Annotated in this window: 16 protein-coding genes; 15 read left to right on the forward strand and 1 reads right to left on the reverse strand. The window is 41.8% G+C overall.

Translation table 11 applies throughout. The features are described 5' to 3' along the window. Positions 1-37 precede the first annotated feature (37 nt). The 7 genes from MHI41_RS02550 to MHI41_RS02580 all read left to right on the forward strand — a co-directional run bounded on the left by MHI41_RS02550 (position 38) and on the right by MHI41_RS02580 (position 7,495). A complete protein-coding gene (locus MHI41_RS02550; RefSeq protein WP_019744208.1) occupies positions 38-1,120 on the forward strand; it encodes a D-alanine--D-alanine ligase in 1,083 nt (360 codons plus the stop codon). Positions 1,121-1,201: 81 nt separating this feature from the next. Next, entirely contained in the window at positions 1,202-2,566 is a 1,365-nt protein-coding gene (gene murF, locus MHI41_RS02555; RefSeq protein WP_282834122.1) for a UDP-N-acetylmuramoyl-tripeptide--D-alanyl-D-alanine ligase, read from the forward strand. 26 nt (positions 2,567-2,592) lie between these two features. Continuing rightward, complete coding sequence (locus MHI41_RS02560) at positions 2,593-3,285, forward strand: alpha/beta fold hydrolase (RefSeq protein WP_008346929.1); 693 nt, start codon at positions 2,593-2,595, stop codon at positions 3,283-3,285. 127 nt (positions 3,286-3,412) lie between these two features. Next, on the forward strand, positions 3,413-3,751 hold the full coding sequence (locus tag MHI41_RS02565; protein ID WP_008346926.1) for a hypothetical protein: 339 nt from the start codon (positions 3,413-3,415) through the stop codon (positions 3,749-3,751). 166 nt (positions 3,752-3,917) lie between these two features. Next, positions 3,918-5,417: a DEAD/DEAH box helicase gene (locus MHI41_RS02570; protein ID WP_019744210.1), complete on the forward strand. Its 1,500-nt coding sequence runs from the start codon at positions 3,918-3,920 to the stop codon at positions 5,415-5,417. Positions 5,418-5,529: 112 nt separating this feature from the next. Further along, on the forward strand, positions 5,530-6,009 hold the full coding sequence (locus tag MHI41_RS02575; protein WP_008346922.1) for a PH domain-containing protein: 480 nt from the start codon (positions 5,530-5,532) through the stop codon (positions 6,007-6,009). Further along, the gene (locus tag MHI41_RS02580) at positions 5,999-7,495 is read left to right on the forward strand and encodes a PH domain-containing protein (protein ID WP_282834124.1); all 1,497 of its coding nucleotides are present in this window, start codon (positions 5,999-6,001) and stop codon (positions 7,493-7,495) included. The genes MHI41_RS02575 and MHI41_RS02580 overlap by 11 nt, the downstream gene beginning before the upstream one ends. A 56-nt stretch (positions 7,496-7,551) precedes the next feature. On the opposite strand, the gene MHI41_RS02585 is transcribed toward MHI41_RS02580, so the two are convergent. Beyond that, positions 7,552-8,157, reverse strand: a complete 606-nt coding sequence (locus MHI41_RS02585) for a rhomboid family intramembrane serine protease (protein ID WP_060832102.1) — start codon at positions 8,155-8,157, stop codon at positions 7,552-7,554. Positions 8,158-8,251: 94 nt separating this feature from the next. Here MHI41_RS02585 and acpS point away from each other — a divergent pair, with 94 nt between their 5' ends. The 8 genes from acpS (at position 8,252) to MHI41_RS02625 (ending at position 13,758) form a co-directional block, all read left to right on the forward strand. Next, positions 8,252-8,617: a holo-ACP synthase gene (gene acpS / locus MHI41_RS02590; protein WP_019744212.1), complete on the forward strand. Its 366-nt coding sequence runs from the start codon at positions 8,252-8,254 to the stop codon at positions 8,615-8,617. A 160-nt stretch (positions 8,618-8,777) separates the two neighbouring features. Then, a complete protein-coding gene (locus MHI41_RS02595; RefSeq protein WP_007496489.1) occupies positions 8,778-9,794 on the forward strand; it encodes an outer membrane lipoprotein-sorting protein in 1,017 nt (338 codons plus the stop codon). Positions 9,795-9,922: 128 nt separating this feature from the next. Further along, entirely contained in the window at positions 9,923-11,104 is a 1,182-nt protein-coding gene (alr, locus tag MHI41_RS02600) for an alanine racemase (protein WP_249670509.1), read from the forward strand. 293 nt (positions 11,105-11,397) lie between these two features. Beyond that, the gene (locus tag MHI41_RS02605) at positions 11,398-11,679 is read left to right on the forward strand and encodes a hypothetical protein (RefSeq protein ID WP_003214273.1); all 282 of its coding nucleotides are present in this window, start codon (positions 11,398-11,400) and stop codon (positions 11,677-11,679) included. 4 nt (positions 11,680-11,683) lie between these two features. Continuing rightward, complete coding sequence (ndoA, locus tag MHI41_RS02610; RefSeq protein ID WP_003214169.1) at positions 11,684-12,034, forward strand: type II toxin-antitoxin system endoribonuclease NdoA; 351 nt, start codon at positions 11,684-11,686, stop codon at positions 12,032-12,034. A gap of 116 nt (positions 12,035-12,150) precedes the next feature. Continuing rightward, the gene (locus MHI41_RS02615; protein ID WP_008346908.1) at positions 12,151-12,981 is read left to right on the forward strand and encodes an RsbT co-antagonist protein RsbRA; all 831 of its coding nucleotides are present in this window, start codon (positions 12,151-12,153) and stop codon (positions 12,979-12,981) included. 4 nt (positions 12,982-12,985) lie between these two features. After that, positions 12,986-13,354: an RsbT antagonist protein RsbS gene (gene rsbS, locus MHI41_RS02620; RefSeq protein ID WP_003214235.1), complete on the forward strand. Its 369-nt coding sequence runs from the start codon at positions 12,986-12,988 to the stop codon at positions 13,352-13,354. A gap of 2 nt (positions 13,355-13,356) precedes the next feature. Beyond that, positions 13,357-13,758 carry an anti-sigma regulatory factor gene (locus tag MHI41_RS02625; protein WP_019744214.1) on the forward strand — a complete coding sequence of 134 codons (402 nt, stop codon included), beginning with the start codon at positions 13,357-13,359 and terminating at the stop codon, positions 13,756-13,758. Positions 13,759-13,761 lie beyond the last annotated feature (3 nt).

The following is a 13,761-nucleotide window of genomic DNA, read 5'->3' on the forward strand; positions in this document are numbered from 1 at the left end:
AGATAGTAAAGATGAATTTTAGTGGGGGGAGTATCCATTGAAAATAAGTTTAGGATTGGTTTACGGCGGAAAGTCAGCCGAACATAATGTATCACTGCAAACAGCCCTTGCAGTTACAAAAGCACTTAACACTGAGAAGTTCGATATACATCCAATTTATATTACAGAAGAGGGCGAATGGCTAAGAGGAGAAAAACTCACTGAACCAGTATCAAACGTCAAAATGCTTCAATTTGAACAAAATGCAAAGACGTTTTTACCAACTTCTTTAAATGAAAGCATGTTTCCACAGCCTGCATCTGCTGATGAAAAGATTGATGTTGTCTTTCCATTGCTACATGGGCCAAATGGTGAAGATGGGACCATGCAAGGGTTACTTGAACTATTGAATATCCCGTATGTCGGTAACGGCGTTCTCGCGTCTGCTGCGGGTATGGATAAAGTCATGATGAAAGATGTGTTTGCTCAAGCTGGGCTTGCGCAGGCAAAGCATCTTTCCTTTAATAAAAAGGATTATGAGAAAGCCATATCAGACAGTCTAGAACAGGTAGAAGCAGTACTCGGGTATCCTTGTTTTGTGAAACCTGCCAACATGGGATCAAGTGTCGGAATTAGTAAATGCCGCAGCAAAGAAGAGCTTCAAACAGCATTTGATTTGGCTTTCCAATATGATCGTCGTGTTGTTGTGGAAGAAGGCGTTGTAGGACGAGAAATTGAAATTGGTGTATTAGGAAATGACGAGCCGAAATGCTCAGTCGTTGGTGAAATTGCACCTAAAACAGATTTTTATGACTACAAAGCAAAATATGAAGATGGCGATACAGATTTGATCATTCCTGCGAGTGTGTCAGAGGAAGAGTACAAGACGATTCACGATATGGCGATTAAGGCATTTAAAGCCATTGATGGATCTGGCCTCGTACGTGCAGATTTCTTCCTAACAGAAGAAGGCGAAGTGCTGATCAATGAAGTGAATACAATGCCAGGGTTCACACCTTTTAGCATGTTCCCGCTGCTTTGGAAACATACTGGTGTAGAGTATCCTGAGCTGATTGAGAAGCTGGTGTCACTTGCAATTGAACGCCATCAAGAAAAACAAACCATTAAAACCACTTTTTAATGTAAGAAGCAAGCAGACACTATCCTACAGGTAGTGTCTCTTTTCCTTCAAACGTGAAATGAGAAAGAGAGGCGAAAAAACATGATCAAACGTACAGTGAAACAAGTCGCCCAAATGGCTGGTGGCACATTATCGAATGAAGCTTTTGGCGAAGAACAGATACACGGAGTGACAACAGATACACGAAAAGTATCAAAAGGCGCACTATTTATCCCACTTATCGGGGAACATTTTAACGGTCACACTTTTGCTTCAAAAGCAGTGGAGCTTGGAGCGGCAGCTGTTCTTTGGAATGAAACAGAAGCGAACCCACCGTTCGGTGTACCTGTCATTCTTGTAGAGGATACTCTGACAGCACTCCAACAGCTTGCAAAATCATACTTAAAAGAGGAAAACCCTCAAGTTGTCGGTATTACTGGAAGTAATGGCAAAACAACGACGAAAGACATGATCCATTCTGTCCTACAAACGACATACAGAGTCCATAAAACAGATGGCAACTTTAATAATCATATTGGACTTCCGCTGACCATCCTTGCAATGCCAGAAGGAACAGAGATTGCTGTATTAGAGATGGGCATGAGTGCAAAAGGAGAAATCGAATTTTTATCTAATCTCGCTGAACCTGATGCAGCTGTCATCACCAATATTGGAGAATCTCATATGCAGGATCTAGGATCAAGAGAAGCCATTGCAGATGCAAAATGTGAGATCACAAAAGGGTTAAAAGAAGATGGGACTTTTTATTATTTAGGAGACGAGCCTTTACTCCGCCAAAGAGCAAATGCCCTGGCACGTAGCGTAAAAACATTTGGGGAATCAGAGGACTGTGATATCAAGGTGATTCACATCCACCAACTCGCTGAAGGCACTGAATTTCAAGTGGAGGGATACGCTCAAGGGTTTCTCATTCCTGTATTAGGGAAACACAATGTAAAGAATGCTCTTGCAGCTATTGCAATCGGCCAGCATTTCAATCTGAATGAAAGACAAATTGCCCAAGGGCTGATGCAAACGAAATTGACAGGCATGCGTTTAGAACTGTTTAAAACAGATAAGGGCATCACGGTTATCAACGATGCGTATAATGCGAGTCCTACGTCGATGAAAGCAGCGATTGATCTTGTAGGAGATATGGATGGCTTTGCTAACCGCATACTCGTTCTCGGAGATATGCTGGAGATGGGCAGTGAAGAAGAGACCTATCATTTTGAAGTAGGGGAATACATTAAGCCTGAGTTTATTGATCATGTTTTAACGTTTGGCCGTCTTGGCGCATTCATTGCTGAAGGAGCGAAGAAAGCATTTGGAGACGACCGCGTGTCTTCTTATATGGACAAAGAAGAACTGAAGAAAAAACTAGCGGATGTGGCAGGACCTGACGATGTCGTTCTTGTCAAAGCTTCCCGTGGCATGAGATTGGAAGACGTGATTACTGCACTATAAATCAGATCGGCAAAGAAGGTGACAGGGTGATTGGCTGTCTATGTATACACGGTTTTACTGGTGCCCCGTATGAAGTAGAGCCACTTGCAGAATATTTAAAGCAGACGACAGATTGGACGGTACAATCTGTCACGCTTCCGGGGCATGGGGAGGAACTTCAGCTCAAAGGCATTCTCTATCAGGAGTGGATTGCCACCGCTGAATTAGAACTCTTATCCCTTTACCGAACATGTGACACCATTTATTTGGTCGGCTTTTCTATGGGCGGGATGATTGCCTCATATTTAGCAGCGAAGTATCCAGTGGCCCGTCTTGTTCTGTTAAGTGCTGCTGCTAAATATGTAAACCCAAAACAAATGATTCAAGACACAAGGCAGATGGTGAAGGAATCCTTGTCTGGTTTGATTGATACAAACCCATTGTATGATCGATATCGTCATAAGCTGACGAGTACACCGCTATCAGCTGCTGTAGAATTTATGAAATTGGTGAAGCAAACGAAAGGCTCTCTTGAAAAGCTGCATTTACCTGTCTTAATCGTTCAAGGTGAAAGTGATGGGATCGTACCCGCTTCTAGTGCGGAATTCATTTATCATAAAATCCCGTCCCGTCAGAAAGAAATGTTCTATTTACCTGATTGTAAACATCACGTTTGTCATGAGCCTTGTGCACAGCAATTGTTTGAGAAAGTCGAACAATTTCTAAAAAAAACAATTTAATCTATAGAAAAGCTAAAATGTGGCTAAACTAATATAAATTGAATCCCACTTGTTAAAAATTGCATCATTTTTGTCGAATGAGTGACAGGCCTATGTTACAATAGGTAAGAAAAGGTGGTCGATTCGGTTGTTTCAATATGACGGAAAAACCTTTGTCCCGCAGTCTAATTCGAGCAATGGGGAAGTATCGGAAGGAACCATTTTTCAATATCGTCAGGACGGGAATATTTTAACGGGCACATATCAAGGCGGCAGTATTCAATCTGGCGTACTTGTAGGAACTGTGTATAAAGACGGAGCGCTTCATTTTAGATATCACCATGTAAGCAAGGATGGCAGCATGAGAAGCGGTTCATGTCATTCCACTCCTAAGCAGCTGGATAACGGGAAAATCCAACTGTTCGAAAAGTGGAAATGGATGGACGGAGATCAAAGTGAAGGTGAATCTGTCATTGTCGAGCAGTAGATATATCCATTTCTGTCTTGTTGAAAAACAAATAGTGTAATGGTAAGATATAAGGTAGGGTAATTCGGGCTTTGTATATAATGGACCTGTCCTTTCATACAAAGGGCAGTTTTTAATGATCATTCACGAGATTACTGAAACAGCAATTAGAAGGAGTTTGAATAATTTGACTATAACGTTTCAAGATTTTCAATTAAGCGAAAGTCTCATGAAAGCTATTAACCGCATGGGATTTGAAGAAGCAACACCGATTCAAGCGGAAACAATTCCTCTCGGTCTTCAGAATAAAGATGTCATTGGACAAGCACAAACAGGAACAGGAAAAACTGCAGCGTTTGGTATTCCTCTTGTAGAAAAAATCGACCCAGCGTCTCCAAATATCCAAGCGATTATCATTGCGCCAACAAGAGAATTAGCGATTCAAGTATCTGAAGAGCTATACAAAATTGGCCAAGACAAGCGTGCGCGTGTACTTCCGATTTACGGTGGACAAGATATCGGTCGCCAAATCCGTTCGCTCAAGAAAAATCCTCATATCATCGTAGGGACTCCAGGACGTTTACTCGATCACATTAACCGTCGTACAATGCGTCTTCAAAATGTTGAAACAGTCGTGCTTGATGAAGCAGACGAAATGCTAAACATGGGTTTCATCGAAGACATTGAATCGATCCTTTCAAATGTACCAAGTGAACACCAAACACTTTTATTCTCTGCGACAATGCCTGCACCAATTAAGCGCATTGCAGAACGTTTCATGACAAACCCAGAACACGTAAAAGTAAAAGCGAAAGAAATGACTGTCTCTAACATCCAACAGTTCTACTTGGATATCCATGAGCGTAAGAAGTTTGATACTTTGACTCGTCTTCTTGACATTCAATCACCTGAGCTTTCAATTGTCTTCGGTCGTACAAAGCGCCGCGTTGACGAATTGACTGAAGCACTTAACCTTAGAGGTTATACAGCTGAAGGAATTCATGGTGACTTGACTCAAGCGAAACGTATGGTTGCGCTTCGTAAATTCAAAGAAGGTTCAATCGATGTGCTTGTAGCAACAGACGTTGCAGCACGTGGACTTGATATCTCAGGTGTTACACACGTGTATAACTTTGACGTACCACAAGATCCAGAAAGCTACGTACACCGTATCGGACGTACTGGACGTGCTGGACGTACAGGTATGGCGATGACATTCATCACACCACGTGAAAAAGATATGCTTCGTGCGATCGAACAAACAACTAAACGTAAAATGGATCGTATGAAAGAACCAACACTAGATGAGGCAATCGAAGGACAACAGCAAGTAACCATTGATCGTCTGCGCACAATCATCAGTGAAAACAACTTGAACTTCTACATGACAGCAGCAGCTGAATTGTTAGAAGATCATGACTCTGTCACAGTGGTTGCGGCTGCTATCAAAATGATGACAAAAGAGCCGGATGCAACGCCTGTTCGTTTGACAGATGAAGCACCAATGATTTCAAAACGCAATCGTAACAACCGCAGCTCTTCTAAACGTAGAGACGGCGGCGGTGGCGGAGGCTACCGTGGAAAAGGCAAGAGCACTCGTTCATCTTATGGTGATAAAAAGCGTTCTTCAAATGACCGCAATCGTTCTTCTAACGATCGTCGTCAAAAGAAATCTTATAACAGCTAACATACAAGAGCGAATCCTTTGCAGGGTTCGCTTTTTTTAACAGGCTTAATGAAACTTTTTAGGCTTTCTTTCGTAATATATTGATAGAAAAGTAAGAGAATGGGGGAAGAATGTGAGAAAACAGCCGCAACGTCAAATTAGCTTAAATGGATTAAAAGTATGGCGTCTTCAAAATGGAATTATCTCATTGATTTTCTTATTCATCATCATTGGGGTATTTGTTGCTAGTTATTATTTTCAATGGCCATATTGGATTGGAGCCATCCTCATCGGTTTGTGGATTTTACAGGTCATCTTCGGAATCTGGCTCATACCGAAAATCCGCCATCACATCTGGCGCTACGAAGTATTTGAGAACGAAATCGAAATACAGCACGGACTGATTCGTGTCACACGTGTCATTGTACCAATGGTACGTGTTCAGCATGTGGATACATCTCAAGGACCGCTTTTAAGGCGCTACCGGTTGGCATCTGTTCAAATTTCTACTGCTGCGACAGTACATGATATTCCGGCACTGGAATTAGAAGAGGCAGATGAGCTTCGTGATTACATATCTCGATTAGCAAGGGTGACGGAAGATGATGTCTGAACCAAAACGTGTACATCCAATCTCGATGTTCATTGATTTTATATCAGATGCCGTATCCATGATCAAAAACTTCATCATCCCTTTTTTCGTGCTTATTTTTGTGAACTCGAATTCAAGTATTCGTTTTTATGCGTTCATCATTCTTGGTGTACTTCTATTATTGAAAGCGATATTAACCGTTTTAGCATGGAGACGATTCACCTACCGAATGGAAGACGATGAATTTCGAGTGGAATCAGGTGTCATCACCAAAAAGAAAAAGTATATCTCGTTAGAACGAATTCAAACGGTGAATACAAGTGAAGGCATCTTCCAGCGGATCTTTGGTTTAGTGCGGGTTCAAATCGAAACAGCTGGCGGAACAGACGGCCCGGAAGTGAGTCTGACGGCCATTACAAAAGCAGAAGCGGAACAATTAAAGCAATCGATTTTCAACCGGAAGAAAAGCTTGCAACAAGAAGAAATGAATGATGAAAATTTAGATCTCCCTGATCCTCTGACAGCGCAACAGCCTGTAGAAAAAGAAATCAGTGTTTCCTACCGAATGGGTATACCAGAGCTGCTTTTGGCTGCGACCACTTCAAGCGGAATCGGAGTCATTATTTCTGGGTGTCTTGCCATCTACACACAAATAGATGAAATTCTGCCTTTGGACGGCTTCGTCAAGCAATTCTCTTTTTTAAGTCATGCGAGTGTTGAGATTTATGCGATTCTCATATTTATTGCCGTATTGCTTGCGTGGATTCTTAGTGTTGGGGTAACAGCCCTTCAATATGCGAATTTTAACGCAAAACGAAAAGGGAAAGACATCATCATCACAAGAGGACTCATCGAAAGGCATCAAATGACCATTCCGCTTGCGAGAATTCAAGCAGTGAAAATCAAAGAAAATATTCTGCGTGAACCATTTGGTTTTGCGACGGTCATGCTTGTCAGCGCAGGAGGTTCAATTACAGAAAAAGAGACCTCTTCTGTCTTATTTCCACTCATACGGAAGAAAAAAATCAATGAATTGTTAACTCAATTTACAGATCAATATCAGCTGGCACCAGAAAGTGAATTGAAAAAAGTGCCGAAGCGTTCACTGAAACGTTATCTGATATCTTACGGATTTGTTCCATTACTTGTAGGTATAATCCTTTCTGTACGTTTTCCACCATGGGGATATTTGGCGCTGATTCCATTACCATTTGCCTTGTTCTTTGGGTATTTAGCCTATAAACAATCAGGATATGTGATCAAAGATCAGCTGATTCAGTTAACGACAAGAGGTATCGGCAAGACCACCGGAATTGTTTTAAGAAAACGAATGCAAAACTATACGATGACCCAATCCTATTTTCAAAAGAAAGGGCGGGTGGCAAGTATTCACACCTTTGTGAAGTCCTCTGCCTTGCTTGATTCTTTTGGTGTGCATCACCTTGAAGAGGAAGATGCTGCACGTGTATGCGATTGGTATTCCTATGAAACGAATCAATCATCTTAAACCAAAAAATGTCGATCAGCTCCCGTTAAACGGAGTGATCGACATTTTTTATGAGCTTAATAGCGTCGTTTTTTTGAATGGAAGAATAGAGTGATCGGTGCTAGGATCATGCCGCCTATCAATCCAAATAAGTGGGCCATGATGTTGATGTTCGAGTTGACGAACGTCATAATAACAGAGACGCCGAGAATCGTTAAGATCACCTGAGAATTACCACGGTCCATCATATGCGGTTTAAATAGGACAAGATAAAGATAGACGCCAAATAAACCAAATATCGCACCAGAAGCCCCGACATGTACGTACTCTAAAGGCTCCACCCAATAGGTTCCGAGATTGCCAATGAATCCTGCACCCAGATAAATCACAAGAAATCGAATCTTCCCAAGCAAATATTCAAGTGCTGGAGCGAATAGGAAGAGCGACATGGAATTGAACAGAATATGTGTCAGACTTCCGTGAAGAAAAATAGGCGTTAAAAGCCGCCACCATTCTCCTGCTGCAACACCATAATTAAAACCAACGAGATGGTCCTGCCCAAGCTGGATCATTGGAATAGGGATCGCAAATAAAAGCCATAGGCCGATTTGCAAAGCAAGGATCGCTGTTACGATTGGATACGATCTAATAAATTGTTGAAAGCTCTCCGTTCGAATAAACATAACAAACCCCTTTTGACTAGATAATGGTAAGTTTATAGTAACACGTTTATGAAGCGAACATCCAAATTAGTACGAGTATTATAGGAGGTACCTCATGATTAAAGGAATCGGTATGGATATTGTAGAGATCGGCCGGCTGTCACGAGTTCTTAGCAGGCAGCCTCGTTTACCAGAACGAATTTTGACTTTACGTGAACAGGAAGTCTTTTACACACTAAGTGAAAAGAGACAGCTGGAGTTTCTGGCAGGGCGTTTTGCGGCGAAGGAAGCATTCGCAAAAGCATACGGTACGGGAATTGGTCAGTATGTAAGCTTTCACGACATCGAGATACAAAAAGATGCAAACGGAAAACCTCTCATCAAAAGTGAGAAAACAAAAGAAGACTACGTTCATGTGTCCATTACCCATACAAAGGAATATGCTGCAGCACAAGTTTTAATTGAAAGGTTGTCAAGCTAGTCTGCATATTGTTTGTCCCCCCTTCATATATTGGGTAGTGCGATAAGGAAGGGCGAGTTGCTAACAGGCTTTGATGGTTCGCGGTACGCAGTTAACTCTTGAGGCGTACTGTTAAAGTCAAACAAGCGGTTTCTTCCTTTTAACACAATTAACGAAGGGGTTGAAAAGGGTGAGAAAAAGCTTTGTTTTGCTTGTAACGGGGATCCTTTTTGTACTGATTCTCTCCGCATGCGGTCAAAAATCTCAACAAGATATCGTTGGAGATTTAAACAAAAAGGCAGAGGAAATGACATCATACAAAGCCAAAGCAAAAATGACCATTGAGACAGGAAATGATCCGCAGGAATACCACGTGGAAATTTGGTACAAGAAGCCGGAGCTTTACCGTGTCTATTTAGAAAATCCGAAGAAGGATCAGAGTCAAGTCATTTTAAGAAATGGCAATGGTGTATTTGTGCTGACACCTTCATTAAACAAAAGCTTCCGCTTCCATAGTGATTGGCCGAACAACAGCAGTCAGGTGTATTTATTTGAATCACTTGTGAAAGACATTAAAAATGACAGTGCAGCTCAGTTCAAAGCAAAAGAGTCGAAGTACGTTTTTGAGACAAAAACCAACTATCAGCACAACCAAATGCTGCCGACCCAAGAGATTACCTTTCATAAAAAAACAATGGCGCCTGCCAGTGTGAAAGTACTGGACAGCGACAAAAAGCCAATGGTGAAAGTAGAATTCTCTCACTTTGAATTCAACAAATCCTTTGACAAAGACGCCTTTGATGAGAAGAAAAATATGACACTTTCTCAAATGGATGTTGCCACAAGTGCAGATCCATCTGACAGCTTTGCTGTGAAAACGCCTGTGGATATGCCAGAGGGCGTGAAGAAAATGGAAGAGAAAGAAATGACAACAGATGCTGGGAAACGGTATGTGATGACGTATGGCGGAAAGAAATCCTTCACGCTCATTCAGGAAAAAGCGCGGGTAGCAGAAGCGTCTACGCCTGTGACGATGAATGGCGAGCCAGTCGATCTTGGCATGACAGTGGGTGTTCTGACAGACAAATCTCTTTCTTGGACATCTGATGGGGTTGACTACTTAATTTCTTCAAGTGATTTATCGAAAGAAGAACTCTTAATGGTCGCCAAAAGTGTAGAAGGACAGTCAGCGAAATAGGCGAAATTCTTAACATAACAACAAATCAGCCCTGTGCAGGGGCTGATTTTCTTTGAGTTGTTTCACATTATTCTGGATTTTTAGTATCATAATGAAGTATTGAATCATTCAATAGGGAAGTGTGATGAATGGACACAAATGCCTTTTATAGAGACACATGGGCAGAAATTGATTTAACAGCAATCAAGCATAATGTTTCACATATGAAAGACCATATTGGTCAAAACGTTCAACTAATGGCTGTTGTGAAAGCCAATGCATATGGACATGGAGATATAGAAGTGGCAAGAGCTGCCCTCGAAGCAGGAGCAGACCTGTTAGCCGTCGCTTTTTTAGATGAAGCCATTTCTTTAAGAAATAAAGGCATCAAAGCCCCGATTCTTGTGCTCGGCGCAGTACCGTCAGAGTATGTCAAAGTCGCCGTTAGATACAACGTCATCATGACTGCTTACTCTATCCAGTGGCTGAGAGAAGTCGTCAAAGTGATGAACGGGCAGATGGGACAACCTATTCGTTTCCACTTGAAAATCGACAGCGGCATGAATCGGTTAGGTGTGAAAACAATCGAGCAGGTGAGCGAAGTAAAAGAGCTTGTCCACGATCATTCTTTTTTACAGCTGGAAGGAGTATTTACTCACTTTGCCACAGCGGATGAAAAAGATGAAAACTACTTCGGTATGCAGGTTGATACGTTTAAAACATTGCTTCAACCGCTTCATACGGACAAACTGCTCATTCATTGCGCCAACAGTGCAGCAGGTCTAAGGTTTAAAGACACTTTATTTAATATGGTTCGTTTTGGCATCAGTATGTACGGGCTGTCGCCGTCGGAAGAAATCAAAGATGAATTGCCGTTTAAACTGGAAGAAGCATTATCTCTTCATACAAAACTTGCACATGTAAAGCCCATTCAAAAGGGTGAGAGCGTGAGCTATGGTGCAACTTATACAGCGAATCAAGATACATGGATTGGTACGATTCCAATCGGGTATGCAGACGGCTGGATTAGGAAGCTTGCCGGAACAGAAGTGCTCGTTGGCGGAAAACGCCGAAAGATTGCTGGAAGGGTGTGTATGGATCAATTCATGGTTGATTTGAAAAAGGACATTCCGGCAGGGGAGCCAGTCGTGCTCATCGGGACACAAGGCGAAGACAAGATATCTGTCGATGAAATAGCCAAGCGGCTTGAAACCATTAACTACGAAGTCACATGTTCTGTTGGCTATCGCGTCCCAAGAGTCTATATAGAGGACGGCGAAAGGGTTCATGTACGAAATCCGCTGCTTCAAGGCGGTCCAAGCTTTTTATAAACAGCATCCACGGGAACGATGTTCAAACTGACATCGTTCTCTTTTATTCTACAAAGGCATCATAAACATTCTCCCTTTTTTAGAGATTTTGGAAATACCGTATGATTTTCGGAAAAAAGCGTATAATGGGAAAGAGGAACTCCATTATCATCTTGATTTACGGGTGGCGAGCCGCTTCATGTTCTAATAAGAAATCATGAAAAAACAGCTTTGCTTGTGCATTGAATAATGGTATGATTAGTCTTGGAATGGATCGAAACGGTATCCGTAAGTTTTGTGGAGGTGTATGTTTTTTGTCTGAATCCAGCGCAACAAACGAAATGAAGATTCGACTGCCGGAGGCTTTGATGTCTGAAATCGAACGAGTAGCAGAGCAGGATAAGGTAACAAGAAATGAATTGATCTACCGAGCGACAAAAACGTATATTCGTGAACGTAATATTCGACAAAATCGTGAATCGATGAGACGCGGCTACATGGAGATGGCGAAAATTAATCTGAATATCTCTTCAGAGGCACAATACGCAGAATTTGAGGCTGAGAATACAGTTGAGCGATTAGTCAGCGGGGGTTAAACATTTGATTGTTAAACGCGGTGATGTTTACTTTGCTGATTTATCTCCTGTTGTTGGCTCCGAGCAGGGCGGGGTTCGCCCGGTATTGGTGATTCAAAATGACATTGGAAATCGCTTCAGCCCGACTGCTATCGTTGCAGCCATAACAGCCCAAATACAAAAAGCGAAATTACCGACTCACGTCGAAATTAATGCAAAGCGATACGGCTTTGAACGAGATTCTGTCATTCTTTTGGAACAGATTCGTACGATCGATAAACAAAGATTGACAGATAAAATCACACATCTTGATGATGAGATGATGGAGAAGGTTGATGAAGCCTTACAAGTTAGTTTGGCTCTTATTGATTTTTAATATGGTGAGATTTGGTTGCTCTCTTGTGAGCAACTTTTTTTTGTGTTCAATTTTTATTAACGTTATAATGAAGAAAGACTAAAAGAAGTGCTTTTTATGTACGCAGGGGGTAAAACATGTCGAATCATATCGTGTTAGCATTCGCAAGAGAGCATCAAAAGGAATTAGAAAAAGAGTGGACGGACATTTTTAAACGACTCGGTGAAGAAGAAACGGACATGATGCTGAACGACAAAATGTATGAAACCATCTGTTCGGAATATGTTCAGCTCATTATTGCCTCTCTTTCTGAGGGATATGCCGAAGATTTTGAAGAAAAAATGCAAACTTTTGCTTTAAAAATTGTTCAAATGGGTATATCACTTAAGTTACTGGCAAATGGTCTAACAGAAATCCGTACTCATTTATATCAAAAAATGAACAACGACAAAGATACAGCAGAAGAGAGCAATGACCTCATCTGGCAAATTGATCGATTCATCACACCGATTCATAATGAAATTTTGAATCAATATTCCATCTCATGGGAAAAAACCGTGAACCTTCAAAAAATCGCGCTGCAGGAACTGTCTGCCCCGCTGATCCCAGTATTTGAGCATATCACCGTCATGCCGCTTGTTGGAACAATTGATACAGAACGTGCGAAAAAAATTATGGAGAATTTACTGAATGGTGTCGTAAAGCATCGTTCACAGGTTGTCTTGATCGATATCACGGGTGTTCCTGTTGTTGATACGATGGTTGCGCACCACATCATTCAAGCGTCCGAGGCTGTGAGATTAGTAGGTGCGAAATGTTTGCTGGTCGGTATTCGCCCCGAAATTGCTCAAACGATCGTTAACCTCGGAATTGATTTATCTCAGGTTACAACAAAGAATACCCTTCAAAAAGGAATTCAAACTGCTTTGGAAATGACAAATCGAAAAATTGTTTCATTGGAGGGATAACCTAGTGAGAAATCACCCGAAGATTCCAATCTTAAAACTATATAACTGTCTTCTGATTTCGATTCAGTGGGAGCTTGATGATCAAACAGCTCTTCACTTTCAAGAAGACTTGCTGAATAAAATTCATGAAACAGGAGCAAACGGTGTTGTCATCGATCTAACGTCCGTCGATATGATTGATTCATTTATCGCCAAGGTATTAGGTGATGTCATTACCATGTCTAAGCTCATGGGGGCAAAAGTTGTATTAACAGGAATACAGCCGGCAGTTGCTGTGACGCTCATTGAACTTGGCATTTCGCTGGAAGAAATTCAGACAGCACTAGATCTTGAACAAGGGCTTGAGACACTGAAGCGGGAATTGGGGGAATAGATATGAAAGACCAATCCTGTGTAAAAATATTGACGGAATGGGACATAGTCGCAGCAAGACAATTGGGGCGCAATGTTGCAAAAGAACTTGGTTTTGGAACAGTTGACCAAGCAAGAATTACGACGGCCATTTCAGAATTAGCTCGTAACATCTATTTATACGCTGGTAAAGGTCAGATTTGTATAGAAGAAGTAATGGAGCGCGGAAAGCGTGGACTTAAAGTCATCGCAGCCGATGAGGGGCCTGGTATTACGGATATACGCAAAGTGATGGAAGATGGATTCTCAACATCAGGCGGACTCGGAGCAGGTCTTCCGGGAGTCAGAAGGCTGATGGATGATTTCACATTAGATTCTGCACCAGAACAAGGAACTGAGATACAAGCTGTCAAGTGGCTTCGCTAGGAG

Source organism: Bacillus sp. FSL M7-0307 (assembly GCF_038627835.1).
GTDB classification, from domain to species: domain Bacteria; phylum Bacillota; class Bacilli; order Bacillales; family Bacillaceae; genus Bacillus; species Bacillus altitudinis.

Coding starts and splice junctions, on each gene's coding strand:
- MHI41_RS02580 (WP_282834124.1), top strand. CDS start 5,999: ATGATGTCTGAACCAAAACGTGTACATCCAATCTCGATGTTCATTGAT.
- MHI41_RS02625 (WP_019744214.1), top strand. CDS start 13,357: ATGAAAGACCAATCCTGTGTAAAAATATTGACGGAATGGGACATAGTC.
- murF (WP_282834122.1), top strand. CDS start 1,202: ATGATCAAACGTACAGTGAAACAAGTCGCCCAAATGGCTGGTGGCACA.
- alr (WP_249670509.1), top strand. CDS start 9,923: ATGGACACAAATGCCTTTTATAGAGACACATGGGCAGAAATTGATTTA.
- MHI41_RS02585 (WP_060832102.1), bottom strand. CDS start 8,157: ATGTTTATTCGAACGGAGAGCTTTCAACAATTTATTAGATCGTATCCA.
- acpS (WP_019744212.1), top strand. CDS start 8,252: ATGATTAAAGGAATCGGTATGGATATTGTAGAGATCGGCCGGCTGTCA.
- MHI41_RS02615 (WP_008346908.1), top strand. CDS start 12,151: ATGTCGAATCATATCGTGTTAGCATTCGCAAGAGAGCATCAAAAGGAA.